Origin of the sequence: Peribacillus sp. NPDC060253 (genome assembly GCF_042727425.1) — a bacterium.
GTDB lineage: Bacteria > Bacillota > Bacilli > Bacillales > DSM-1321 > Peribacillus.
Genome location: NZ_JBHXAS010000007.1, coordinates 32,870 through 57,121 on the forward strand (window position 1 = coordinate 32,870; position 24,252 = coordinate 57,121).

Here is a 24,252-nt window from a genome sequence, read left to right on the forward strand (position 1 = left end):
GAAGAAGAAAATTCCTTGATTAGGAGTGAGGTTAATTTGTCAAAAGTAATTCATGAATTCAATGATATAATCCGCAAGCTTCGCAAGGAACTATTCGGGAAAGGTCCGGAACGCATACACACGGTTTTCGTCGAAAACATGGCCGTTTCTACATTATATGGGAATTTGACTCCGACGGAAATGTTCATATCAAGATCAGAGGAAGGAAGGGATATGGTCCATTCTGCTCGAACCAAAATGATTCAGGATGTGTATTCGGAGAGTCCTCCTGATGGAATGGAAGAACTGGTTGGGGCTAATCTGGTCCATTTGTTTACAGACATCAAAGTTAAAGAGAACATAGCGATTTCCGTATTTGTATTTGATAAGAATTTAGCGGATAAACTAAACGGGCATTGACCAGGTATGGTAAATCGATGTTCCTTACCAATGGTCGATTGGCTCCTGGATATTAAAAGGGAGTGGAAACGTGAAAGCGATTGAAATGAAGAGGGATATCATCCGGATAACCAAAGGCAACATGAAGCGAACGGAAGATACGATCGTAACGGAGTTTCCCGTTACAGTGAAAATAAATGGCCAGGAATTCGTTACGATGGTTTGCACACCTGAGTACATCGAAGATATGGTGATTGGTTATTTGGCTTCTGAAGGCATCATCAAAAAATATGAAGAGATAAAAGAAATCTGGGTCCAGGAAAAAGAGGGATTTGTTCATGTGAAGACAGATAAAGTGAACCCTTACTACCAGGACTTTCAAAATAAGCGATATATAACGTCTTGCTGCGGGATGAGCAGACAAGGTTTCGTCTTTGTGAATGATGCGTTGACTGCCAAGAAAATGGATAATGTATCGGTAAAACTAACACCTAATGATTGCTTCCGCTTGATGAAGGACTTACAAAATTCTGCTGTCACCTTTCAGAATACGGGCGGAGTCCATAATGCTGCATTATGTGATGTCGATGGCCTCGTATTGAGCAGGATGGACATCGGACGGCATAACGCTTTGGACAAAATATATGGTCATTGCTTGAAAAATGGTATTTCGATAGAAGGAAAAGCCATCGTGTTCAGTGGCCGGATTTCATCGGAAATTCTATTGAAAGTGGCGAAGATCGGCTGTGAACTGATACTCTCGAAATCCGCTCCAACGGAATTGGCTTTGGAGTTGGCTGAAGGATTGGGAATTACCACGGTCGGATTCATTCGTAATGATTCCATGAATATCTATACTTGCCCAGAGAGAATTCAATTAAATGAATGACTGAGCATCCCCCGCTTGAATGGGCAAGAGAATGCGATTATGGGAAGGTCCTTGCCTGCATGGCTTGGGCTTTTTTACTTTGTAAAAGGATATAACCAACATGCCATTTATGGTAAGTTTAATAAAACAAACAGGAAAATCGGTATCGGGGGAAGGGTTATGAATGAAAGGGATTGGCATATTTTAAAGGTGTTACATGAGCACAAGAATATTACTAAAACGGCGCAAAGTTTATATATCTCTCAACCTTCTTTAACGAAACGAATTCAACAAATGGAGAAGGAATTCAATTTAAAAATTGTTGAGCGGGGAACAAGAGGAGTCCAATTCACCCCTCAAGGGGATTACTTGGCAATCTGTGCAGATGAGATGCTGATCAAGCTCCGGCAGATAAAAGAGACAGCGTTCAATATGGGTCAGGAGATCAGTGGAACATTACGGTTGGGTGTTTCCAACTATATTACGCTGCATAAATTGCCCGGCCTTTTGAAATTATTTCGTGAACGATATCCTAAAGTGGATTTCCATGTGACTACAGGTTGGAGCAAGGAAGTATTGAACCTCATTTACAAGGAAGAAGTCCATGTCGGGATTGTCAGGGGGGACTATCAATGGGCAGGGGCAAGGCATCATCTTTTTGAGGAAACGATTTGTATTGCTTCCAAGGAAAAAATCGAAGTCCGGGATCTGCCCTCAATGCCGAGGATTGATTATGGGACAGATGCTCTTTTAAAAACAATGATCGATAATTGGTGGAGAGACAATTTTTCAGGGCCTCCTTTGGTAGGGATGGAAGTGGACAAAGGGGATACATGCAAAGAAATGGTCAGGAATGGACTGGGATATGGAATCCTTCCTAGTGTTTTATTGGAGAAAGACCAAAATCTCCGTCAAATGGATTTGAAGGATAAGCAAGGAAATCTGCTTATAAGGAATACGTGGATGTTATATCATGAAAAGTCGCTGGAATTAAGGCTGGTCAAAGAGTTTGTCCAATTTGTCAAGGACGTCGATTTCATGAAGGATATTTAAAAAGGCACAGAAACTTCTGTGCTTTTTTTTTGTCATTCCATTTTTGAATCGGTAACGATAAATTTTTGGTATTTTAATTGTGGGTTTCTCGGCATTATGATAGATGGGAGATGTAAATCAACGGAGGTTTGCCTAAGGAATGGAGAGGTAGTCAAATGAGTGTCCTGTTTCTAATCGTATTGAATGTCATTGTGCCGGTCTTTTTCCTTATAGGGGCGGGGGCCATTCTTCATCGTAAATTCAACCTGGATATGAATACGTTATCTAAATTGAATCACTTCCTGCTCATGCCGGCCATTAGCTTTGTCAATATATATCATAGTAATATGGGTGGGGGAATGATCGTCCAAATATTTGGCTTCCTTGCTCTGCAAGCTGGAAGTCTCATCATAGTGAGTACAGTGATTGCCAAACTCGCGAAGTTTGATCAAAGTCTTTCTGCCACGTTTAAAAATAGTGTGGTCCTAAATAACTCAGCCAATTTCGGACTCCCCGTCAGCCAGATGGTTTTTCATTCCAATCCTCTAGGTCTGTCAATCCAAGTCATCGTGATCATCTTTCAAAATCTATTGAGTTATACCTATGGATTGATGAATTCCGTTTCCGTTCATACAAAAAGTGCAAAGGGTGCCATGCGCGAGTTCTTGAAGAACCCCGTCATTTATGCTCTCTTACTCGGTTTCCTATTACAAGAGGCTTCTTTCGATATTCCTCTGTTTTTATGGACCCCAATTGATAATATCGCGAGTGCATTCATAGCCATTGCCCTGATTACATTGGGGGCACAGAGTGCTTACTTGAAAATAACCCATTTCCCACTTCCGCTTATTCTTAGCTTGATTGGACGCTTAATACTCTCACCATCCATCGCATTCCTGATCATCCACATGCTTGGTTTGGAAGGGACTGTGGCTCAAGGGTTATTTATCGCGAGCTCATTTCCAACATCAAGGAACAGCGCTTTATTCGCTTTAGAGTATGGCAACCATCCGGAGTATGCGGCACAGACGGTCTTGATGTCCACTTTATTCAGCAGTATAACGGTAACATTGGTCGTATATCTATCAAAAATTCTATTCTAGTTGGACTGCTCTTAATGGGCAGTCTTTTTCCCCTTTTCCTGCTATAAAACTTTATGAACAATATGAAGATTATGGAATTTATGCATTTTAGTTTAATAATTAAAGAAAATCAAGATATTTTTGTAGAATGAAGAAAACGCTTTCAAAAGGGGGATTCATATGTTTTCTCGTAAAAAGATTTCTGCGGTACTATTGGCAAGTTCGTTAGCTTTAAGTTTAGGTGCATGTGGCAGTAGTTCGGATACATCAGGCGAAAAGAAAGAAAGTACAGGTTATCCGAAAAAAGCCATAACGATCGTTGCTCCTTCGGGTGCAGGTGGAGGATGGGATTTAACAGCCCGTTCATTTACGAAGGTCTTAGGTGAGACAAAACTGGTGAAGCAGCCTTTAACCGTCGAAAACAAACCTGGTGGCGGGGGTGCTGTCTTCATGGCCGATTATGCAACACAGCAAGCGGATAATAACGACATGCTTTTCGTGAACTCACCGCCTGTCATCATCAATAATCTTAAAAAAGAGGGCAACAGTCCTTATGGATATAAAAATACGACTCCTTTGGCACAGCTGACAAAAGATTACGGAGCGATAGTGGTAAAGGCGGATTCTGAATTCAAGGATTTGAAATCCTTGTTGGAAGTGGTGAAGAAAGATCCGCGCAAGTTAACTTTTGCAGGAGGATCGGCTCCGGGATCCATGGATCATTTGATTTCCATTCTTCCGGCATATGAATACGGATTGGATCCAACTAAGCTTAAATATGTCTCCTACGACGGCGGAGGGGAAGCGATTACGGCATTGCTTGGAGGGAATGCAGATGTAATCGGAACGGATGCCTCCAGCGTCAGGGAATTCTTAAAAGCAGGAAAAATCAGAGTGTTGGCCGTAACCTCGACGAAGCGTCTTGGTGGAGATCTGAAAGACATACCGACGGCAAAGGAACAGGGTATAGATGCGGAATTCACGATTTGGAGAGGCGTATTTGGACCTCAGAATATGTCTGAAGAAGCGAAAACATTTTGGGACAAATCCATTGCGAAGTTAGTGGAAACTTCTGAATGGAAGAAGGAAGTGGAAGTTCAAGGATGGGAACAAGAATATAAAAATAGTGAAGAATTCGGCAAGTTTTTAGAAGAACAGGAGAAACAAGTGCAGCAATTATTAGAAGCCTTAGGCATGGAAAAATAATGGGGAGGAAGGAGGTGCTTTCACCTTCTTCTTATTTTCTGAAATGGGGGGACAAGGATGGACGTGAAATTTGATCGCTTTGCATCTGTAGCCTTTCTGGCTGTTGGAGTGCTGTTTATGATAGGAAGCAGGAAGCTTGCCAGCTCGTCATATGGAAGCTCGGTAGGGCCGGATATTTTTCCATTTGTACTAGGACTTGTTCTTGCTGCTTTAAGTATACGCCTGTTCTATGAGGCATATCGGAGCAAGAGACAAGAAGCGAGAAAGGAAAAGCTGGAGTATAAGCCGTTTATCATCATTTTCCTCTCAACCTTACTTTATATTTTGACATTGGAAACGATAGGGTATGTCATTACGACTTTTCTCTTTTTGTTTGTTTGCTTTCAAACGATGGAACGGAATAAATGGGTGACATCCCTCATCATTTCCGCAGGATTTTCCGGAATCATCTATTTTTTATTCGTGAATGTTTTAAAGGGAACACTGCCGGGTTGGCCAATCTGGTTTTCATAAGAGGAAGGGGGATGGGAAGTGGGAACTTTTGATTATTTATTACAAGGATTTGAAACGGCACTTACTTGGTATAACATACTTTTTGCATTTTTCGGAGTATTGATTGGTACCGCTGTAGGCGTTTTGCCGGGAATCGGGCCGATGAGCGGTGTGGCTCTTTTAATTCCGGTAACCGCATCGATCACAGGCGGACTTCCACCAGAGCAAGCTGCGACAAGCGCCATCATTTTACTTGCAGGTGTTTATTATGGAGCGATGTATGGAGGGTCGACAACGTCCATTCTATTAAATACACCTGGCGAATCCTCTTCTGTCGTCACCACTTTGGATGGCTACCAAATGGCAAAGAAGGGCAGGGCGGGGAGTGCATTATCCATTTCAGCCATCGGTTCCTTCGTTGGAGGGATCGTCACCCTTATCGCCATGATTGCGTTAGCTCAACCATTATCGACGATTGCCATTAAATTCGGGCCGGCTGAGTATTTTTCGCTCATGCTTCTAGGCCTAGCGGCTGTCAGTGGACTGGCGGGGAAATCCGTAACCAAGGCACTGATCATGACGGTCTGCGGTTTGTTGATCGGGACGATAGGAATTGATAATGTATCCGGGATCGCCCGTTTTACCTTTGACCTTCCTTGGCTTTATCAAGGGATCGAATTCCTGACGATTGCAGTAGGTCTATTCGCCCTTGGAGAAGTTTTCAAGACGATATTGGAAAAAGAAGAGGACGATGGGGAAATTACGAAGATCAATAATTTGATTCCTTCCAAAGAAGAATTCAAGGAATCTGCGGGTCCCATTGCTAGGGGATCGCTCTTAGGTTTCTTTGTAGGAATCCTACCCGGTGCAGGGGCAACTCTTGCTTCTTTCTTCTCTTATCTTATGGAAAAACGCATTTCAAAAAAACCTGAGAAATTTGGTACTGGAGCGATTGCAGGAGTAGCAGGGCCTGAGACGGCTAATAACGCAGCTTCTGGTGGAGCGATGATTCCACTATTGACTCTGGGGATCCCAGGTTCTGGTACAACAGCCATCTTAATGGGGGCGCTCATGATGTACAATGTTCAACCTGGTCCATTATTATTCGAAGATCACCCTCAGGTAGCTTGGGGACTGATCGCCAGTATGTTCATTGGGAATCTGATGCTCCTCATCCTTAATCTCCCGCTCGTTAAGGTTTTTGCGAAAATCATTGAAACGCCCAAGAAGTACTTGATCCCGATCATTATCGCGATTTCCATCTTTGGTGTATATGCCGTACAAGTATCCACTTATGATTTATTGCTATTATTAGGATGCGGGGTTTTGGGTTATTTCTTGAGTAAAAATGATTACCCTATCGCGCCATTGGTATTGGGGTTGGTATTAGGCCCGATGATAGAAAACAATATGCGCAGGGCCTTGACCATATCCGATGGGGATTACAGCTTGTTTTTCACTAGGCCGCTTTCACTTGCCTTCCTGATTGTAACGGCACTATGGCTGCTCATTCCGGTTTTACTTAAGAAACGAGGGAAAGATGTTGTCATTAATATAGAAGGTTAATGAACAATATTTTCTGAATGTTTCGAAAAACTCCTTTTTTAAAGGGGTTTTTTTTTATATGATGTAAGAAGAGGTGGTTGAATGCGTTTACATACTAAGCTGATGCTGGGCATCTGCACGTTAATCATCTTAATTGGTGGAATCTTTGAAGTTATTTTTATAAATATCTTGGAAAGTAACCTGAAGCAGGAAACAGGGGAAAAAGCATTATCGGTTGCCCAAACCATTTCTTTGCTGCCTGAAATTCACCAGGCTTTTCGAACGGATAATCCTTCTGTAATCATCCAGCCCATGGCAGAAAAAATTCGCAGACAGATTGACGCGGAATTCATTGTTATAGGGGATGAGAATGAAAAGCGCCTGTCCCACCCTGATCCAAACTTGATTGGAAAGAAAATGGTAGGGGGAGATAACGCTGAGGTTTGGAATGGGAAATCCATCATCACGGAGTCAACCGGGACATTGGGTCCTTCCATAAGGGGGAAATCCCCGATAATGGCAGACGGAAAAGTAATTGGGGTAGTTTCTGTCGGTTACCTTCAGAACGATATTGAAAAAGAAGTGTCCAGTATACAAAGAAAGATAGTTTGGACCATTTCTTTTATTTTAATAGGAGGTTTATTAATAGCCTTCTTCATTTCCATAAATATAAAAAAGGCGATATTAGGGCTGGAGCCGAAAGAGATTGCTTGGATGTTTCAAGAGAAACATGCCATTTTGGAGTCGATTCATGAAGGAATCATCGCCATTGATGTTCATGGGAAAATTACGGTTGTCAATGAGACGGCGCATAAATTCCTTCATATTCCTAAAGATGTTGAGCTTCGCGGGAGAAAAATTGAAGAAGTCATTACACATACACATCTGCTTGATGTAGTCAGCACAGCACAGGCAGAATATGATCAGGAATTTATGATTGACGGTGAGATTTTTTTGGCTAGCCGCATTCCCATTTTAAATAAACACGGAGAAGTCATCGGCGCTGTTGCAAGTTTGAGGAATAAATCCGAACTATCCAACCTACTTCAAGAGCTTTCCCATGTAAAGGCGTATGCAGAGGGGTTAAGAGCGCAGACACATGAATATTCCAATCGGCTCTATACTCTTCTTGGTCTGATTCAACTGGAGTCCTATAAAGAAGCGATAGATTTTATTTCGAAGGAAGTCGATGTTACCCAAGGTTTCATTCACTTTCTAATGAAGGAAGTGCCCGATCCGATTATTGCTGGGTTCATCTTAGGGAAAGTAAGTTTAGCCAGTGAGCTTAAAATTGATTTTACAGTTGATAGGGAGAGCAGTTTTAAAGATATTCCATCAGAGATAAATCGGGATTTATTAGTGACGATCATCGGTAACCTGATCAACAATGCCTTCGAAGCTGTGAGGGACCAAAGGGAGGGAAAAAAGGTATCGTTGTTCGTCACGGACTTAGGTAAAGAGTTGATCATTGAAGTGGAGGACAATGGAAAAGGGATGGATCCAGAAATTGCGGAACAAATTTTCCTAAACGGTTTTACGACAAAAAGCCATCAAACCAATTCAGGTATCGGCCTGAGCCTTGTTCAGGAAGCGATTGATGGATTAGGAGGATCTATCACTTTTTCAACGAAAGAAGCGGAATATACGATCTTTACTGTGGCCATACCAAAAAACAGAGGGGTGATTAAATGAAAGCCGTTCGTGATATAGAAGTTTTAATCGTAGAAGATGACTTACGGATTGCCGAGATACAGAAGCTATTCATCGAAAAGATTGAGGGGTTTCAAACGATCGGGATTGCGTCAAGTTATGTCGAGGCCAAAAGCTTCATTGAAATCATGCAGCCGGATCTATTACTGCTCGATATGTATTTTCCGGATATGAATGGCCTCGATATCCTAAAAGAAATCAAGCAGCAAAGCAAACAAAGTGATGTCATTATGATAACGGCGGCAAAAGAGATCGAAAAAGTCCAGGAAGCCATCAAGATTGGCATATTTGATTATATTATCAAGCCTGTCGTATTTGAACGCTTTAAGCAGTCCCTACTCCGATATCAAGAGTATCACATGAAACTGTCTGAATTAGAAGAAGGCAATTTTCCCATGACGCAGCAACAGGTGGACAAGCTTTTGCGAAAGGAAGTGAATGGCAACAGGGAAGGAGAACAGATTTCACTGCCGAAAGGGATCGATAGGATGACTTTGGAGAAGGTGATGCTTGTGTTGGGAAAAGCATCAGCTGGGTTAACTGCAGAAATAGTGGCGAAGGAAATGGGCGTGAGCAGGACAACGGCCAGGCGCTATCTTGAACACTTAATGTCGGAGGAAAAAATTGAAGCGGATTTAACATATGGCACGGTAGGAAGGCCTGAACGGGTATATGCCGTCAAAATATAAATGGGTTCGCCGGATGGCGGATCTGTTTTTTTTTTGTTGGATTAAGTACATAGTCTGGCAGAAAATAGATTGGGATTGATTCGAAATTTGTATGGAATGTACATGAGATTTTGAGTGAATTTATTATTTTTTGACGTGTAAAAATGATAAATGGGGAGAAAATACGTGTGAAAAGTGAAAGGGTAGACAAGTATATGACAATTGTCATGCCAGCCCATTGACGTTTATGACTACAGATGAACGGTGATCATTCCTATACTTAAGGAAGAAAGAGAGTGTCATTGAACACACGCTGCCGAGGCATGAATGAAAGCTGCCTTAAAAATGTAATCTCATCAATCCAATTAAACACTCCAGGTTTTAATATAGAGTTAAGAGGAGGAAATCATGAGTAACCATAATCAAAAACAATTGAGAAAAGACGTTGCGCCTTTTGAAAAATCCAATATTAAATCAAGTGTAAAACAGCTTATAAATACTTTTCCACCATTTTTCCTATTATGGTTTTTAGCTTATCAAAGCTTATCGATTTCATATTGGCTGACCCTGGCCTTTTCGGTTCTTGCTTCAGGGTTCGTGGTCAGGATCTTCATCATATTCCATGATTGCTGTCATCAATCGTTCTTCAAAAGCAGGAAAGCGAACAATATCCTAGGTACAATCAGTGGGATCGTCACATTATTTCCGTATGAGCAATGGAAGCATAGTCATTCCATACATCATGCAACCAGCAGTAATTTAAACAAACGCGGTACAGGAGATATTTGGATCATGACCGTTGATGAATATGTATCTGCCACATTCTGGGGACGTCTAGCTTACCGTTTATATAGAAATCCGATCGTCATGTTTGGTTTAGGGCCATTTTATCTATTCCTTGTGTCGAATCGCCTGAATGTAAAAGGTGCAAGAAAGAAAGAACGAATGAATACGTATTTGACAAATGCGGCCGTCGTTGTGATTTATGGTATATTATGTTTGGCTATCGGATGGCAGGCATTCTTGATGATCCAAGTACCGCTTCTTTTTGTAACGGGATCATTGGGCATCTGGCTGTTCTATGTACAGCATCAGTTTGAAGATTCTTATTTCGAAGAGGAATCAGAATGGGATTACGTGAAGGCTGCCATTGATGGAAGTTCTTATTATAAGCTTCCAAAGATTTTACAATGGGTAACAGGAAATATCGGTTTTCACCACGTGCATCACCTTAGTCCAAGAGTACCAAACTATAATCTGGAAAAAGTCCATGATTCTACCTTGCCTTTGCAACAGGCAACGACAATCACTCTTGGTTCAAGCTTAAAGTCGCTTCGCTTCCGCCTTTATGATGGCGAAAACAAAACGTTTGTAAGTTTTAAAGAGATGAAGCACCGTCTAAGCGATACAAAATCAAAGGTAGGAATCAATAACAAACGTCCAAGCCTTCAAGAAAAATAAATAGCTTATCAAAAAACCATTCAATTTCCATTGGATGGTTTTTTGATAAAACCCTGTAGTATATACTAGAAGTAAAAGAAAATGAGGCTGAGCCATGCAAAGTTGGTATCATATTTTTCCGAAGAACACAGGGCTAAGCCCATATGTGTGGATCATTTTTTGTATCCTTCCTTTTTATTTCATTTTTAAATCTTCATCGATGCTGGAGATTGTTTTTGGGATCGTCATGATCATTTTATTTTTCATTTCATATGGCCTCTCATTCGTTTCGAAGGGATGGCCCGTATACGTTTGGACTGCGATACAAATAGTCATATCCATTTCCATGACCATATTTTTCAGCTACATTTACTTTTCACTTTTTTTAGCATTCTTTATTGGGAATGTTCAAAATAAGGTTGGTTTTTTCGTATTATATTCAATCCAGCTATTAGCTACCATCGTATCAGTCAACATTGGGTTCATCATGAAAGATCCTACCTTCTTTTCGCAGTTTCCCTTTATGCTCATTTGTGTAGTTGGGGTGATTCTTCTTCCATTCAACACTTATAATCGGAATAAACGGGATAGGCTGGAAGAACAATTGGAAGATGCACATAAAAGAATATCCGAGCTTGGCAAAATGGAAGAACGTCAGCGAATTGCTCGTGATTTACATGATACACTTGGTCAAAAACTTTCTTTGATAGGCTTGAAAAGTGACCTTGCAGGGAAATTGATCGATTTAAATCCGGATTCTGCTAGGAAGGAAATCAAGGATATCCGCCAAACGGCGAGGACGGCACTTAAAGAAGTACGGGAAATGGTATCAGAAATGCGTGGGGCCAAGCTAAGTGATGAAATCATCCGGATCAGGCAAATATTGAAAGCGGCAGAGATCGATTTCAATTTGGAAGGCACCACGGAATTGCAAGATACCCCATTGCTTGTTGAAACGGTTTTAAGCATGTGTTTGAAAGAAGCGGTTACCAATATCATCAAACATAGCCGTGCCGACTCCTGTAATATCGTTATAGAAGAATTACAGACAGGAGTGACGATCAAAGTCCAGGATAATGGAGTGGGGCTTTCACATAAATCAGAGTTTTTTAAAGGCAATGGACTTCAAGGCATGAAAGAAAGGCTTGAATTCGTTAATGGCAGCCTGGATATTCAATCAACTGATGGAACCACTCTCTACATTAGGGTTCCGAATGCAATAAAAAATAATGGATAGGTGGGATTAACATTGATTCGAATCGTAATTGCTGAAGACCAGCGGATGCTACTAGGTGCACTGGGTTCTATCCTTGATTTGGAAGAGGATATGGAAGTTGTCGGAAAAGCGAGCAATGGGGAAGAAGCAATGAATCTCGTCAATCGTTTAAAGCCGGATATCTGCATTACGGATATTGAAATGCCAGTTAAAACCGGGCTTGATGTAGCAGAAGAGATCAAGAATCAGGGCCATCAATGCAAAGTCATCATTTTAACCACTTTTGCACGTCCTGGGTATTTTGAAAGAGCCAGAAAGGCCGAGGTAGGGGGATATCTTCTGAAGGATAGCCCAAGTGAGGAATTGGCGAACTCGATCCGTGTCATCATGGATGGTCGGCGCATTTATGCTCCTGAGCTGGTGGATATGGCTTATGAAGAAGAAAACCCTTTGACTGAAAGAGAGTGTCAAGTACTGAAGTTGATAGCAGATGGTAAGAATACAAAGGAAATTGCCAGCCAGCTTTATTTGACTAATGGGACGGTTCGCAATTATATTTCGGTGATTCTCGATAAATTGGATGTAAGCAATCGAGTTGAAGCGATTGTAAGATTCAAGGAAAAAGGCTGGTCAAAAGATTGATTAAAGGATTTGCCAAAGAGGGAGATCCTTTTTGGCGCGATTAGCCTGTTGGCTCCGTAAATCAGAATCAAAAAACACATGGTTTCGGTTAGGATATGATATATTAATTTTTATTCATTAGTATAGGAAGGAGATGACCATTATGCAAAAAGCTACATTTGCTGGAGGTTGTTTTTGGTGCATGGTGACACCATTTGAAGAACAACCCGGAATTGGAGGAATCGTATCCGGTTATATGGGAGGACAGGTTGAAAACCCAACTTACGAGGAAGTGAAGACGGGGAAAACGGGTCATTATGAAGTCGTTGAAATCACTTTCGATCCTCGATTATTCCCTTATGAAAGGCTGCTGGAACTGTATTGGCAGCAGATTGATCCAACAGACGACGGCGGTCAATTCCATGACAGGGGAAGTCAGTATTTAACGGCCATCTTCTATCATGATGATGTTCAAGAAAAATTGGCCAATGAAGCAAAAGAACAGGTAGCAGCCAGCGGGAAGTTCAAGAAACCGATCGTAACGGAAATCCTTCCGGCCCAAACCTTCTATCCTGCAGAGGAATACCATCAAGACTATCATCAAAAAAACAAAGAGGATTATAAAGCGGACCGTGAAAAGTCAGGACGCGATGAATTCATTGACCAACATTGGGTTGGTAAATAAAAAGGACCGGGTGTGTGTTTTCACATTCGGTTCTTTTTATTGAAAGGACATGGATCTCCCATGCGTAATTCATGTGAAACACTTGCTTTGCGCAAATGAAATAATAAAAATAAAAGACTTTTAAGGTTTTTATACGAAGGGTTAAATTTCTCATGATATTTTCATTTTTGTTCAGTACACTAAGGGGTAGGTGGTGGTAATCATGAATAAAAGGATTTTGATTATAGAAGATGAAGAAAAAATCGCGAGGGTCCTAGAGCTGGAACTTAAACATGAGGGTTATCAAACTGAATCGGCTTTTACCGGAAAAACAGGTCTGGAGAAGGCGGAAGCAAAAGAGTGGGATTTAATCTTATTGGATGTGATGCTGCCCGAGTTGAATGGCATAGAAGTACTTAGGCGTTACCGGAAAAAGAATGACTCAACACCAGTCATCCTCCTAACGGCAAGGGATGCCGTACCTGATAAGGTGAATGGCCTGGACCATGGTGCAAATGATTATGTAACGAAACCGTTTGAAATTGAGGAACTGCTGGCCCGAATTCGAGCTTGTTTTCGTATGAATACAGGAAAAGTGCAATCTGATGATAAAGCGGATAGTCTCGTGGTTCATGATCTGCAATTAAATTTAGGAACAAGGGACATTCTCAGGCATGGCAAAAGGATTGAGCTGACTTCCCGCGAATTCGACCTGCTTGTTTATCTATTGCAAAATAAAAACCAAGTATTGTCTAGGGACCAAATCCTGACCAATGTTTGGGGGTATGACTTTGTAGGGGATACGAACGTGGTTGATGTGTATATCCGTTATTTACGGAAAAAGATTGATTATCCGTTTGACTTGCAGCTGATACATACTTATCGCGGTGTAGGGTATAGCTTGAAGGAGCCAATATGAAGATTCGGACGAAAATCCAATCGTATTCCAGTCTTTTTTTAAGCGTCATGCTCATATTGTTGAGTATCATCGTTTTAATCGCCTTTTTTTGGATATCAGTTGAGAGGGAACAAGATCTGCTTGAAGATCAAGCTTCATTGATTGAAGAGAATATCGTGACGAAAGATTTGATTTCCGGTGATCCCGATTTATTGGAGCCATATACCCCAGACGATGGAATGGTGCGGATATTTGACACTGATGGAAAGTTGGTAAAGTCATTTACGGATGAAGAAGACCTTGAGGGGCTTAAGGTTCAATCGGTTAACGAAAAAGGATTTGATTTCACGGAGGTTGACGGGGACTATATGTTGACTTACCGCCATCCTTATCCCGAAGAAGGGAAGAAGTTAGGGATGATCGAGGTTACACAGCCGCAGGATACGCTCCTTGATCATTTATCGACTCTCTCTCTTGTATTAGGTGGTGCATCCCTTTTTGTCATTCTTCTATCCATTCTTGCTGGTAAGTGGTTGGCCAATCAAATTCTTAAACCAATATCCATCATGAGCGGGACAATGATGGATATAGAGAAAAGTGGAGAATTCAAAAGGATACCGCTATCGGATCAATCAAAGGACGAGCTACAGGTAATGGGAGCTTCATTCAACATGATGATAGAAAGGCTGGAAAGGAATTATAATCAACAGCAACAATTCCTTTCGGATGCTTCACATGAATTGAAAACACCGATAACTGTCATTGAAAGCTATTCCTCACTATTAAAGCGCTGGGGAATGAAGGATGCGGCGATTCAGGAAGAGGCAGTGGAGGCGATCCATCATGAAGCGATCCGGATGAAACAGCTGACGGAACATCTTCTGCGGGCGGCTTCCCAAGCGGAACCTACAGTCGATTTGGAGGAAAAAATCGAGCTTATATCATTTTGTGAACAGATTGCCCAAACGTTTAGACGGACGGGCAATCGTGAAATAAAGATCCAATCCGAGTTTAAGGAAATATTTGCTATGAGCATATCCAGTAAGCTTGAACAGGTACTGGTCATCCTATTGGACAATGCCATGAAATACAGTGAATCGGGAATAAGAATCATGATAAAACGGCAGGGAAATGATATTTTCATTGGCGTGAAAGATCAAGGTACAGGTATATCACCAGAACATCTCCCGCATGTATTTGAACGGTTTTATCGAGTAGATTCATCGAGGGCGAGGAAAACGGGAGGCAATGGACTCGGTCTTTCCATCGCGCGATCACTTGTCGAGTCATTCGACGGCAAATTGGAAATTCAAAGCGAAGTGGGAGTAGGAACGGTGGTGACAATCATTCTTTCTCATCAAATTCTAATCTAGCGTTCATGTTCGTTTCATGAAGAATGGTTATTCTTAAGGTAACAAATTAAAGGAGGAATTCATTCATGAAAAAACAGTGGAGCACGATAAAGGAAAGTATCATTCAAAGGAAAAAGGTAATCATGACGGTATCCATAGCAACCGTATTGCTTTTCGGCGGTGCTGCTGGAACGGCAGTATATGCAGTCAATAAGGATGCGCTATCAGAGGACGAGGCTGTCAAAATGATTTCAGAAAAACTAGGTGGGGAAGTTACTCAATTTGAAAAGGATTGGGATCAGCCAATGACCTATGAAATGACAGTTAAGACGAAAGAAGGCTATCAAGATGTGGACGTGGATGCTGAAAAAGGAGAGATTCTTTCTCAGGAGATGGAAGACGATGATGAGGAAGAAATGAGTACACAACAAGCGGTGGAAACGGCAAAAATCAGCAGTGATCAAGCTGAAAAGATAGCCCTGAAAAAGGTGGATGGCCAAATAACGGATGTAGAGCTGGATTCTGAGAATGGCATCCTTGTGTACGAATTTGAAATAAACCAGGGGAAAAAGGAATATGATGTAGTAGTGGATGCATCCACGGGAGAAATATTGAAAACCGAGTTGGATGATTAATCGAGTGATCGGTGAATTATGAATGACCTTGAACTGATATGTATGGAAGGATTTGCCATGAGGCAGATCCTTTTTTTAAACAATCTAACTTGCCAGGATGAACCGAAGTGGAATTTGTACGGGTATTGAAATCCCGCCCATTAACTAACCTCCAAGTAACATCATATTAATTTCTGCCTTCTAGATTGTTTGGCGCTTAGTTTCCCATTTTCCAACATCTAAATGATTAAGAAGGAATTAAATAGAGGCATCGCGAATAGGGCAATTAAGGAATCTTATTCAATGGAGGAATGGCAATGGGAAATTTAGAAATGGCGCTGTCCTTAAGAGGAAAGAAAGAATTCGAAAAATCCAATCGATTATTGATGGATCTGGCAAAGCAAAATCCCGTCGATGCAGTCATACAGTATCAATGTGCCTGGAGTTTGGATATTCTCGGACTGGAGGTAAAGGCGGTGCCCTATTATGAAGCTGCCCTCAAATTAGGTTTGCCGGAGGAAGACGCAAAAGGAGCCTACCTAGGGTTGGGTAGCACATATCGCACCATTGGGGAATATGAAAAAGCAAGACAGACATTGGAATCCGGGCTGACGATGTTTCCTGGGGATAAGGCTTTATTGGTATTCAGGGCCATGGCATTTTATAATTTGGGACAACATGATCTTGCGATGGAATCATTATTGAAGATAATTGCAGAAACCTCCAAGGATCAAGAAATACAATCTTATGCGAAGGCCATAGAATTCTATAGTGATAAACTGGATACAGTCTTCACATAATAGTGTTCATCCCCAAACTATCCACAAAGCCTGCATAAAACAAATCATTTTTACATATCCGAAATGAATTAATCGACAACATTCAACAAAAATGAAGGGCAATTTTTATCGATGGCTTGCTTTTAGCCATTTTACCGGATAAATGAATGTGGATAACCTTGAATTGTGGATAACTTTCTAGTGTTATTCACTACTTTTCCACAGGTCATCCACATATTCACGTTTATATGTTAAAAACACTGTAATCACGACTATGCAATCAGAAATTTGTTTTTGTAATGACTTAAGGCTAAAAGGGGATAAATATAGCGATAGCTATGATAATGGATATACAAAAAACCTGCCATTCCCTGCCCAGCTGGATAATCATTGGTCCAGCTATCTTTTTGACCGGCACGGATGAGATAGGAAATGCCCTTTTCAATTTCGGCTGTCGGCATATCGGATTGAGAAATCAATGCATCCACAGCCCAGGCTGTATGTGTCAGGGTACTGGCCCCGAGGGGGATATATTGTTCCTTGATGTCACTGTAACAAGATTCACCCCAGCCGCCATCTTTATTTTGAGTTTTTTTCAACCAAGCTAAGGCTTTTTGGATCGATGGATGTCGAGAGGATTGTCCTGCGGCCTTCATTCCAGTCAGTGCAGACCATGTGCCATATAGATAGCAGATTCCCCAGCGCCCATACCAGGATCCAGCATGCTCCTGGTTCTCCAATAGCCAATCCACCGCTCTTTTGCTGACTTCTTCAGGCTTCTTCATATTTGTATAGTTCCCTAGGAACTCCAGCGTTCTCCCTGTTAAATCGGCAGTCGAAGGGTCAGTCAGGAGATATTTGGAACCCTCTACAGGAATAAAATGCAGCCATTTATGGTCGTTATTCCGTTCGAAGGCAGGAAATCCGCCATCATCATTTTGCATGGAAATCGTGAAGGAGACGCCACGCTGCCAGCTGTCCCGATTATCAGGTTTTGTTTGCAGTTGTTTAGCCAACGCACGCAGTGAGGCAGTGGTATCATCCACATCCGGATTCATTGTATTTAAATCCGAGAACCCCCAGCCACCTGGAATTACGTTAGGGTTATGAATCTGCCAATCTCCATACATATAATGCTGGCGCGACAATAAGTATTGATTTGCATCCTCAACAGTTTGGTCTTTGGAAGGGATTCCTGCTTCTTGAAGGGCGTAACTGATTAAGGAGGTATTCCAAACATGGGGCGTTGTAAACTGGATATGTGTATGACCGTCAATAGAGCAGGCCATTCCCTTCAAACCAGCAACCGCTTTTAAAATCACCGGATCGTTTTTCGAATACCCAATTGAAAGGAGGGCAAAAATCATGAAAAAGGTAGAACCGAAATAATTGTACAGCGTTCCGTCTGGTTCCAGCCTGTCGAGCATAAACCTTTTCGTTGAATCCAAGGCTAAGGAATGCAAATAATCCGGATATCCAATTAACGTTTTGACACCTGATTGAAGTTTGGAGAAGAAGGATCGAAATTCATCGGTACGATATTCCTCCCATGCATGTTCCTCTGAACGTTCCGCCCTTGTTTGAAATAAATCTTTTAAACTAGGTGTGTTCGAGGTCTTGATCTGAAACTTTTTATGACCAAGTAAAAGCAGTGGAATCAGGTTGACCCGTCCATATACGGAAAGATCAAATATGCTGACGAAAAAGGTTGGCGGCAGTAAGACAACTTCGAGAGGAATGGGGAAAAAGCGGGGCCATTTATATTGTCCGGTGACTGTAAGCATCATTTTGGTTAACAATTTGGCCTGTTTGATTCCACCTTTGGAAAGAATGAATTGTTTGGCTTTCCTCATATGTGGATCCCGCTCATTTCGGAGTCCGCTAAAAAGAAGGCCATAGTAGGCCTCGATCGTAACTGTAACGTTACCATCCTTCTCGTCTTGGAAAAGTTTCCATGACCCGTTATCCGTTTGCCTGCTTTCGATTCTTTTCACTAAAGCTTCTATAAGTGAAGCATCGTCCATATCTAAACTTTTCAATAATATAATCATATAGGCATCTGCCGTTATTCCAGTGTCAAAGGGATAATTCCACGAACCATCAGCGGATTGGTCTTGTTTTATGCAATCAACAAGACGGTTCATTTCCAATTGTACATGTTGGTTCAAAGACGTTCCTCCTCTAAAATATTTTCAGTTTATATGTATATTCGGACGTTCCATATTGCATTCAAGAAATCATTTTTCCGAACCGTTTCTGAACACATAAAACGCTTTGGCAATGAAAGCTGCCAAAGCGTCTTTTAGGTATTCTTCAAGAAGCACTATTTAACCGGTAATGAAGACTTTTGCATATAGCGGTAAATCGGGAGTTCCTTCCCCTTGTCAGCAGGGATGAAATTGAATGTCACATAACTGTCTATCCCTTCAGGTTCGAGTGCAAGGGAGATGAAGTTGGCGTCAGGCTGTGCCATGTCAAATACATAGCTACCTTTTGGGATATCCCGCTTTTTCGATGTTACGGCGGTCGTGACTTCCCTTGTGGAATGTCCGCTTTCAAGTTCAGTTGACACCTTTAAATCCTTGACTCTGTAGCTTTCGACGGATACTTTCATCGATTTTTTTAATTTTTTCACTTCTACACCCAATAGCTGAAGTTTCTTGGCGATATCTTTATATTCAGGTGGAAGGATATAAGCTGTCGGCCTATCTCTAACAAGGGTAGGGTAGGCTTCAGTAGAATCAACCCAATCTATGGAGGTATCGGCCAGTTTAGCGTTCGCTAAATCGACTACTGTCAATTTTTGATTCTTAATCAATTTGTTTTCGCTGGTAATGACAATTTTGTCCTTATCATTTACTTTTCGCCCTTTTTGTACGACTTCATTTTCTGCCTGTTTAACCGCCTTTTTAACTTTATTAGCCTGTTCGGCAGCCGTTTTTATGAATGCCGCCTGTGCTGTAGCTTGTGCAAAAACACGACGTTTAAAGTCTGCACGGCCAATATTGATTCCCCTTGTTTCAATTAAATAGGTCATTGTATTTTTCAAACCGAGGGCGTTTCGGCCGATCCGAGCTTCCGTACTCCCTTCAGTGGCGGTGAGGACTCCTTCATCAGAAGTATCGAGTGTATAGTAATCGTGATAGGAAAGCTTTTCTTTATCCAATGTCTTAAAAACATGGGGTAAAAGCAGTTCATCGGAAGCCTTTCGTAGCTGTTCTGGAATATTTAAATTTTTGGCTGAGGAGATGAGTAAATCATAGGAAGAGATCGACCCATTTGCACCTACCTTTTTAAGGGGAGCGGGATTCACAGTGTATTCATGTACATCAAGAATGACCTCAGGTTCGTACTCGTCGATTGACTGGTGTATCGTCTGAACTTCAGGGTACTCGACTTTTAAATAATCCCTATTCGCATCCATGTCATTGGAGGTATATCGTTTGAACTGATAAGAGCCGTCTGGATTAACGCGTGGGACGATGGCAATATTCACTTTATCAAGCACATCACCAAGCTTGCCTTCAGCCAACCATTGTGCAAGGACTAATGTAGATTCACCTGCAGCGGGTTCATTGCCATGAATCTGACCTTGTATCCATATCAATGGTTTATGGGTATCATTTTTCAGCTTTTTTGAATCCTTGCTGAAAAGTAGCATCGGGATATCGCGTCCTTCTGTGGATTTACCTATCGTCCTGACTTGGATGTTCTTATTTTTACGGGTGAGGGACTTGATATAACCAATCATTTCTTCTTGGCTCGTAAAGGCAATCTTGTCTTGATTAAAGGCAGGGGTCTTGAAAGAAACGTTAGGGTCAGGGAAAAGGTGGGAGAGGTTATCAGGTTGAATATAGCTTGGACCATTTCCATAATAAGGGGTGAAATCTTCTGCCTTGGCGATGGTGTTCTGGCCAGGCAAGCCAGTGACAAGACCTAGTGTGACAACTGATACGATGGTTGGTATGATTTTTTTCACGAACGTCCTCCTCATTTACCTTTTTCCATAAATTATCATATATATTGCTAGTTATACAGTATAAACGCTGGAAATAGTAAAAAACAGGAAGTATCTACTAGATTGATAAAGCCGTTCCATGGCTTGTAGCCCAGGAAGTACACTCGGCTGCTCTTTATATATAGAGTGAATTTCGCAGGGGATGTTTTAGAAGGTTTTCCATAATAGGTGACTCTGATTCATCCGGCTAAACAAACGATAATAAAATAGTTGAAAGTAAAAATAGGTACGGATCAAGCAATTAGCTTGGCCGGTACCTATTTTAATTCAGCTTGTAACTGATGTAAAAGATCCTTTGAATCTTCCCCGCTCATTATTTGGCCGTTCACTTTTGCGTAGGGGGTTGTCTTACAAAGTTTACATTCACTTAAGCATTCATATTCCTTATATTGAATCCTCGGATTCGCTAGGAACTTACCATATTCAGTAACAGTTTGTTCATTAAGGAAGAGATCTAAATTATTTTGGCAAAATTCAATCTGGATTTTCTCTTTTTTAGTGAACACTTTGGAAAAGAAATTTTTCATTATATCGCTACTTTCGTTAGAAGAGTAAATATTTGTTATTTTGATTTTATCATTTTCTGTAACGAAATGCATGAAAGGATAATCCAAATTCACTACAAAAGACTATCCATAATTTATCAAAGTAATTCCCTTGTATATGTTGACACCTGTCAAAGTAATGATAGAATAAGAGTTAATGTGATAATGATAATGAATCTCATTATCACAAGTGGAAGATCCTTGTAACTAATGATTCTGTTTCAATGGGTGTTTACAATAGTCTGTATTCATATATCTTTAATTAAAAATATTATCGCTGTATTTACTGAGATAGGAAGAGTAGGAAATGTAGATGAAGATAAGATATTTAGTCATGGCGTTAATTGTTTTATCATTTACTTCATTATTCATTGGTGTAAAAGATATTACCCCTCTTGATTTATTGAATCTAAGTGATGATAAAGTGCAAATCATGCTGCAAAGCCGTTTTCCTAGAATGGTGACAATAATCATTGCCGGCGTGGTGATGAGTATAAGCGGCCTGATCATGCAGCAATTGAGCCGCAATAAGTTTGTGTCACCGACGACTGCCGGTACCATGGATTCTGCAAGGCTTGGACTTCTTCTTGCCATTATCATTTTTCCTTCGGCAGCACTTACCGAGAAAATGGCATTCGCTTTCATATTCGCATTGGCAGGTACATTCTTGTTCATGAAAATTCTTGATCAAGTTAAATATAAGGATACGATTTTCATCCCATTGGTTGGTTTGATGTTTGGCAATATCGTCGGATCCATCGCGACTTTCTTTGCCTATAGATATGATTTGATCCAAAGCCTCAACACTTGGATGAATGGGGACTTCTCGATGATCATGTCGGGAAGGTACGAACTTATATATGTAAGTATCCCTCTAGTCATTCTCGCATATTTCTTTGCCAATAAATTCACTGTGGCAGGGATGGGTGAGGAGTTTGCTATCAACCTAGGACTCAATTATAAGCTTATCGTCAATTTTGGGTTAATCATCGTTGCTTTATCCTCAACTGTCGTCCTGTTAACGGTGGGAACGATTCCTTTCATAGGCTTGATCGTACCAAATATTGTATCCCTTTACCTTGGTGACAATTTAAAAAAGAGTCTTTCTCATACAGCATTGCTAGGGGCAGTATTCCTATTGATCTGCGATATTCAGGGCAGGATCCTCATATATCCATTTGAAATCCCGATCGGACTCGTAGTTGGTGTGATAGGAAGCGCCGTATTTATCTATCTGATAATGAGGAGAAAGGCATATGAATAATAAAATTAGAATCATTATATTAGCTGTTCTTGCAGCAACTTTAACGGCAGGTTATATCTTTTGGGACCTTGGCCCGAATTGGGATTATGCACTGCCAAGAAGGGTTATCAAAATCATCGCCATCATCGTGGTTGGTTGTGCAATAGCTTTTTCAACAGTGATTTTCCAGACAGTCACGAATAATAAAATCCTGACACCAAGCATTTTAGGGTTGGACTCCATGTATATGCTGATCCAAACGGGAGTGATTTTCCTCTTCGGTTCAACGCATATCATGATCATGAATAAAAATCTCAATTTCCTGATTACACTTGCGGCGATGCTTATTTTTTCCAGCCTGCTGTTCAAGTTCATGTTCAAGAAAAACCGCAATATTTACTTCCTATTGCTGATCGGCATCATCTTTGGGACCTTATTCGGCAGCATGTCTTCATTTATGCAGGTATTGATTGACCCGAATGAATTTCAAATCATTCAAAATAAAATGTTCGCAAGCTTCAATAATGTCAACACGGACCTGTTAACGTTAGCCATTATCCTCATGATAGCTGCAATGATCTATTTCATGAGATTTTTGAAGTATTTAGATGTCATGTCCCTTGGAAGGGACCAAGCCATAAACTTGGGTGTGGATTATGATTTTGTCACGAAACGGGTTTTAATCGTTGTTACGATTTTAATTTCCATTTCAACGGCCCTGATCGGTCCGATCACGTTCCTCGGATTACTTGTTGCAAATGTGGCTTATCAATTCATTAAGTCCTATCAACATAAACATATCATCCCGGGTGCAATGCTGATCAGTGTGATTGCCTTGGTCGGCGGCCAATTCATTGTAGAGAGGATCTTTACGTTCTCTACCACATTGAGTGTCATTATCAACTTTGTTGGCGGTGTCTATTTCATCTATCTTCTATTAAAGGAGAATAAATCATGGTAGAAGTGAAAAATTTATTCAAAAAATATAATAATAAAACGGTTGTCGAGGATGTTTCCATTGAAATTAAGAAAGGGAAAATCACTTCCTTCATCGGTCCTAATGGAGCGGGGAAAAGTACAGTCCTTTCGATGATCAGCCGGCTCATTACCCGGGATTTGGGAGAAGTCTTGATTGACGGCAAGGATATGGGGAAATTCAATAGCAATGAACTTGCAAAAAAGATCGCCATCTTAAAGCAGGCTAATCACATCAATATCCGTTTAACGATTCGTGAACTCGTCGCCTTTGGCCGGTTTCCCTATTCACAAGGTAAACTGACTAAAGAGGATTGGGTTTATGTCGATGAAGCGATTGAATATATGGAGCTAGCCGATATGCAGGATAAATTTCTTGACCAGCTTAGCGGCGGACAACAACAACGGGCATTCATTGCCATGGTTATTGCACAGAACACGGAGTATGTACTTCTTGACGAACCTTTGAACAATCTGGATATGAAGCATTCCGTCCAAATCATGAAGGTATTGAGGAGATTGGCTGATGAATTAGGAAAAACGGTCATTATCGTCATTCATGATATTAATTTTGCTTCCTGTTATTCCGACTATATTGTCGCATTGAAGGATGGCAAGGTTGTTCATAATGGACCTACCGAACAAGTCATTAATTCGAATGTATTAAAGGAAATCTATGATATGGATATTGAAATCCAAAATATCAATGACAATAAGATTTGTGTGTACTTCACTTAAGTTTCATGCCATTTGGTTTTAAATTACTTTCAGTTCGTAACCGTTCCAGGATCATTTTGTACCCTCATTAAGCTATTAATAGTTGGCGGGCGCCCAAGATAATAGCCGCTTCCTGTTTATATGGCAGGGAATAATGGTGAGGGGATTCCTGGAAAGGTGAGGATTCAA

At 41.0% G+C, this 24,252-nt stretch carries 23 protein-coding genes; 20 read left to right on the forward strand and 3 right to left on the reverse strand.

Translation table 11 applies throughout. The features are described from left to right. Positions 1 to 36 precede the first annotated feature (36 nt). From ACFWE9_RS03370 to ACFWE9_RS03450, 17 genes are all read left to right on the forward strand, one after another. Positions 37 to 399, forward strand: a complete 363-nt coding sequence (locus tag ACFWE9_RS03370) for a Na-translocating system protein MpsC family protein (RefSeq protein WP_230158980.1) — start codon at positions 37 to 39, stop codon at positions 397 to 399. Positions 400 to 484: 85 nt separating this feature from the next. After that, positions 485 to 1,267: a formate dehydrogenase accessory sulfurtransferase FdhD gene (fdhD, locus tag ACFWE9_RS03375; RefSeq protein ID WP_377355634.1), complete on the forward strand. Its 783-nt coding sequence runs from the start codon at positions 485 to 487 to the stop codon at positions 1,265 to 1,267. Between the two features lie 159 nt (positions 1,268 to 1,426). Then, a complete protein-coding gene (locus ACFWE9_RS03380; RefSeq protein ID WP_230159098.1) occupies positions 1,427 to 2,299 on the forward strand; it encodes a LysR family transcriptional regulator in 873 nt (290 codons plus the stop codon). A 155-nt stretch (positions 2,300 to 2,454) separates the two neighbouring features. After that, on the forward strand, positions 2,455 to 3,381 hold the full coding sequence (locus tag ACFWE9_RS03385) for an AEC family transporter (protein ID WP_230158978.1): 927 nt from the start codon (positions 2,455 to 2,457) through the stop codon (positions 3,379 to 3,381). 159 nt (positions 3,382 to 3,540) lie between these two features. After that, positions 3,541 to 4,566: a tripartite tricarboxylate transporter substrate binding protein gene (locus ACFWE9_RS03390; RefSeq protein WP_377355590.1), complete on the forward strand. Its 1,026-nt coding sequence runs from the start codon at positions 3,541 to 3,543 to the stop codon at positions 4,564 to 4,566. A gap of 57 nt (positions 4,567 to 4,623) precedes the next feature. After that, positions 4,624 to 5,079, forward strand: a complete 456-nt coding sequence (locus tag ACFWE9_RS03395; RefSeq protein ID WP_230158976.1) for a tripartite tricarboxylate transporter TctB family protein — start codon at positions 4,624 to 4,626, stop codon at positions 5,077 to 5,079. 18 nt (positions 5,080 to 5,097) lie between these two features. Continuing rightward, positions 5,098 to 6,624: a tripartite tricarboxylate transporter permease gene (locus ACFWE9_RS03400; protein ID WP_377355592.1), complete on the forward strand. Its 1,527-nt coding sequence runs from the start codon at positions 5,098 to 5,100 to the stop codon at positions 6,622 to 6,624. An 81-nt stretch (positions 6,625 to 6,705) separates the two neighbouring features. Further along, the gene (locus tag ACFWE9_RS03405; RefSeq protein ID WP_230158974.1) at positions 6,706 to 8,295 is read left to right on the forward strand and encodes an ATP-binding protein; all 1,590 of its coding nucleotides are present in this window, start codon (positions 6,706 to 6,708) and stop codon (positions 8,293 to 8,295) included. Further along, positions 8,292 to 9,002, forward strand: a complete 711-nt coding sequence (locus tag ACFWE9_RS03410; RefSeq protein WP_230158973.1) for a response regulator — start codon at positions 8,292 to 8,294, stop codon at positions 9,000 to 9,002. Before ACFWE9_RS03405 ends, ACFWE9_RS03410 begins: the two co-directional genes overlap by 4 nt. Before the next feature lie 387 nt (positions 9,003 to 9,389). Continuing rightward, complete coding sequence (gene desA / locus ACFWE9_RS03415) at positions 9,390 to 10,442, forward strand: Delta(5) desaturase DesA (protein WP_377355595.1); 1,053 nt, start codon at positions 9,390 to 9,392, stop codon at positions 10,440 to 10,442. 94 nt (positions 10,443 to 10,536) lie between these two features. Then, positions 10,537 to 11,658: a sensor histidine kinase gene (locus ACFWE9_RS03420; RefSeq protein ID WP_230158971.1), complete on the forward strand. Its 1,122-nt coding sequence runs from the start codon at positions 10,537 to 10,539 to the stop codon at positions 11,656 to 11,658. A 12-nt stretch (positions 11,659 to 11,670) separates the two neighbouring features. After that, positions 11,671 to 12,279: a response regulator transcription factor gene (locus tag ACFWE9_RS03425; protein WP_230158970.1), complete on the forward strand. Its 609-nt coding sequence runs from the start codon at positions 11,671 to 11,673 to the stop codon at positions 12,277 to 12,279. 142 nt (positions 12,280 to 12,421) lie between these two features. Further along, positions 12,422 to 12,943, forward strand: a complete 522-nt coding sequence (gene msrA, locus ACFWE9_RS03430) for a peptide-methionine (S)-S-oxide reductase MsrA (RefSeq protein ID WP_377355598.1) — start codon at positions 12,422 to 12,424, stop codon at positions 12,941 to 12,943. 202 nt (positions 12,944 to 13,145) lie between these two features. Further along, positions 13,146 to 13,841, forward strand: coding sequence for a response regulator transcription factor (locus tag ACFWE9_RS03435; RefSeq protein WP_230161959.1), 696 nt, complete (start codon positions 13,146 to 13,148; stop codon positions 13,839 to 13,841). After that, on the forward strand, positions 13,838 to 15,193 hold the full coding sequence (locus tag ACFWE9_RS03440) for an ATP-binding protein (RefSeq protein WP_377355600.1): 1,356 nt from the start codon (positions 13,838 to 13,840) through the stop codon (positions 15,191 to 15,193). The genes ACFWE9_RS03435 and ACFWE9_RS03440 overlap by 4 nt, the downstream gene beginning before the upstream one ends. Before the next feature lie 65 nt (positions 15,194 to 15,258). Continuing rightward, positions 15,259 to 15,807 (forward strand): PepSY domain-containing protein, encoded by a 549-nt coding sequence (locus ACFWE9_RS03445; RefSeq protein WP_230161955.1) that lies wholly within the window; start codon positions 15,259 to 15,261, stop codon positions 15,805 to 15,807. Between the two features lie 296 nt (positions 15,808 to 16,103). Beyond that, entirely contained in the window at positions 16,104 to 16,586 is a 483-nt protein-coding gene (locus ACFWE9_RS03450) for a tetratricopeptide repeat protein (protein WP_230161952.1), read from the forward strand. A gap of 251 nt (positions 16,587 to 16,837) precedes the next feature. On the opposite strand, the gene shc is transcribed toward ACFWE9_RS03450, so the two are convergent. The 3 genes from shc to ACFWE9_RS03465 all read right to left on the reverse strand — a co-directional run bounded on the left by shc (position 16,838) and on the right by ACFWE9_RS03465 (position 21,182). Continuing rightward, positions 16,838 to 18,733, reverse strand: a complete 1,896-nt coding sequence (gene shc / locus ACFWE9_RS03455) for a squalene--hopene cyclase (protein WP_356715294.1) — start codon at positions 18,731 to 18,733, stop codon at positions 16,838 to 16,840. Positions 18,734 to 18,888: 155 nt separating this feature from the next. Further along, complete coding sequence (locus ACFWE9_RS03460; protein ID WP_377355603.1) at positions 18,889 to 20,544, reverse strand: M14 family metallopeptidase; 1,656 nt, start codon at positions 20,542 to 20,544, stop codon at positions 18,889 to 18,891. Between the two features lie 296 nt (positions 20,545 to 20,840). Next, the gene (locus tag ACFWE9_RS03465; protein WP_377355605.1) at positions 20,841 to 21,182 is read right to left on the reverse strand and encodes a DUF1450 domain-containing protein; all 342 of its coding nucleotides are present in this window, start codon (positions 21,180 to 21,182) and stop codon (positions 20,841 to 20,843) included. A 259-nt stretch (positions 21,183 to 21,441) separates the two neighbouring features. On the opposite strand from ACFWE9_RS03465, the gene ACFWE9_RS03470 reads away from it, so the two are divergent. The 3 genes from ACFWE9_RS03470 to ACFWE9_RS03480 are packed head-to-tail and all read left to right on the forward strand — an operon-like array spanning position 21,442 to position 24,084. After that, positions 21,442 to 22,392 (forward strand): ABC transporter permease, encoded by a 951-nt coding sequence (locus tag ACFWE9_RS03470; protein ID WP_377355607.1) that lies wholly within the window; start codon positions 21,442 to 21,444, stop codon positions 22,390 to 22,392. Beyond that, positions 22,385 to 23,332: an iron chelate uptake ABC transporter family permease subunit gene (locus ACFWE9_RS03475; RefSeq protein ID WP_230161946.1), complete on the forward strand. Its 948-nt coding sequence runs from the start codon at positions 22,385 to 22,387 to the stop codon at positions 23,330 to 23,332. The genes ACFWE9_RS03470 and ACFWE9_RS03475 overlap by 8 nt, the downstream gene beginning before the upstream one ends. After that, positions 23,326 to 24,084: an iron ABC transporter ATP-binding protein gene (locus tag ACFWE9_RS03480; protein WP_377355609.1), complete on the forward strand. Its 759-nt coding sequence runs from the start codon at positions 23,326 to 23,328 to the stop codon at positions 24,082 to 24,084. The genes ACFWE9_RS03475 and ACFWE9_RS03480 overlap by 7 nt, the downstream gene beginning before the upstream one ends. Positions 24,085 to 24,252: the final 168 nt, after the last annotated feature.

What these genes read in the sequence shown, in the direction of transcription:
- fdhD (WP_377355634.1), top strand. Translation starts at nt 485, where the DNA reads ATGAAGAGGGATATCATCCGGATAACCAAAGGCAACATGAAGCGAACG.
- ACFWE9_RS03380 (WP_230159098.1), top strand. Translation starts at nt 1,427, where the DNA reads ATGAATGAAAGGGATTGGCATATTTTAAAGGTGTTACATGAGCACAAG.
- ACFWE9_RS03385 (WP_230158978.1), top strand. Translation starts at nt 2,455, where the DNA reads ATGAGTGTCCTGTTTCTAATCGTATTGAATGTCATTGTGCCGGTCTTT.
- ACFWE9_RS03390 (WP_377355590.1), top strand. Translation starts at nt 3,541, where the DNA reads ATGTTTTCTCGTAAAAAGATTTCTGCGGTACTATTGGCAAGTTCGTTA.
- ACFWE9_RS03395 (WP_230158976.1), top strand. Translation starts at nt 4,624, where the DNA reads ATGGACGTGAAATTTGATCGCTTTGCATCTGTAGCCTTTCTGGCTGTT.
- ACFWE9_RS03405 (WP_230158974.1), top strand. Translation starts at nt 6,706, where the DNA reads ATGCGTTTACATACTAAGCTGATGCTGGGCATCTGCACGTTAATCATC.
- ACFWE9_RS03410 (WP_230158973.1), top strand. Translation starts at nt 8,292, where the DNA reads ATGAAAGCCGTTCGTGATATAGAAGTTTTAATCGTAGAAGATGACTTA.
- desA (WP_377355595.1), top strand. Translation starts at nt 9,390, where the DNA reads ATGAGTAACCATAATCAAAAACAATTGAGAAAAGACGTTGCGCCTTTT.
- ACFWE9_RS03420 (WP_230158971.1), top strand. Translation starts at nt 10,537, where the DNA reads ATGCAAAGTTGGTATCATATTTTTCCGAAGAACACAGGGCTAAGCCCA.
- msrA (WP_377355598.1), top strand. Translation starts at nt 12,422, where the DNA reads ATGCAAAAAGCTACATTTGCTGGAGGTTGTTTTTGGTGCATGGTGACA.
- ACFWE9_RS03435 (WP_230161959.1), top strand. Translation starts at nt 13,146, where the DNA reads ATGAATAAAAGGATTTTGATTATAGAAGATGAAGAAAAAATCGCGAGG.
- ACFWE9_RS03440 (WP_377355600.1), top strand. Translation starts at nt 13,838, where the DNA reads ATGAAGATTCGGACGAAAATCCAATCGTATTCCAGTCTTTTTTTAAGC.
- ACFWE9_RS03445 (WP_230161955.1), top strand. Translation starts at nt 15,259, where the DNA reads ATGAAAAAACAGTGGAGCACGATAAAGGAAAGTATCATTCAAAGGAAA.
- ACFWE9_RS03450 (WP_230161952.1), top strand. Translation starts at nt 16,104, where the DNA reads ATGGGAAATTTAGAAATGGCGCTGTCCTTAAGAGGAAAGAAAGAATTC.
- ACFWE9_RS03465 (WP_377355605.1), bottom strand. Translation starts at nt 21,182, where the DNA reads ATGCATTTCGTTACAGAAAATGATAAAATCAAAATAACAAATATTTAC.
- ACFWE9_RS03470 (WP_377355607.1), top strand. Translation starts at nt 21,442, where the DNA reads ATGAAGATAAGATATTTAGTCATGGCGTTAATTGTTTTATCATTTACT.
- ACFWE9_RS03475 (WP_230161946.1), top strand. Translation starts at nt 22,385, where the DNA reads ATGAATAATAAAATTAGAATCATTATATTAGCTGTTCTTGCAGCAACT.
- ACFWE9_RS03480 (WP_377355609.1), top strand. Translation starts at nt 23,326, where the DNA reads ATGGTAGAAGTGAAAAATTTATTCAAAAAATATAATAATAAAACGGTT.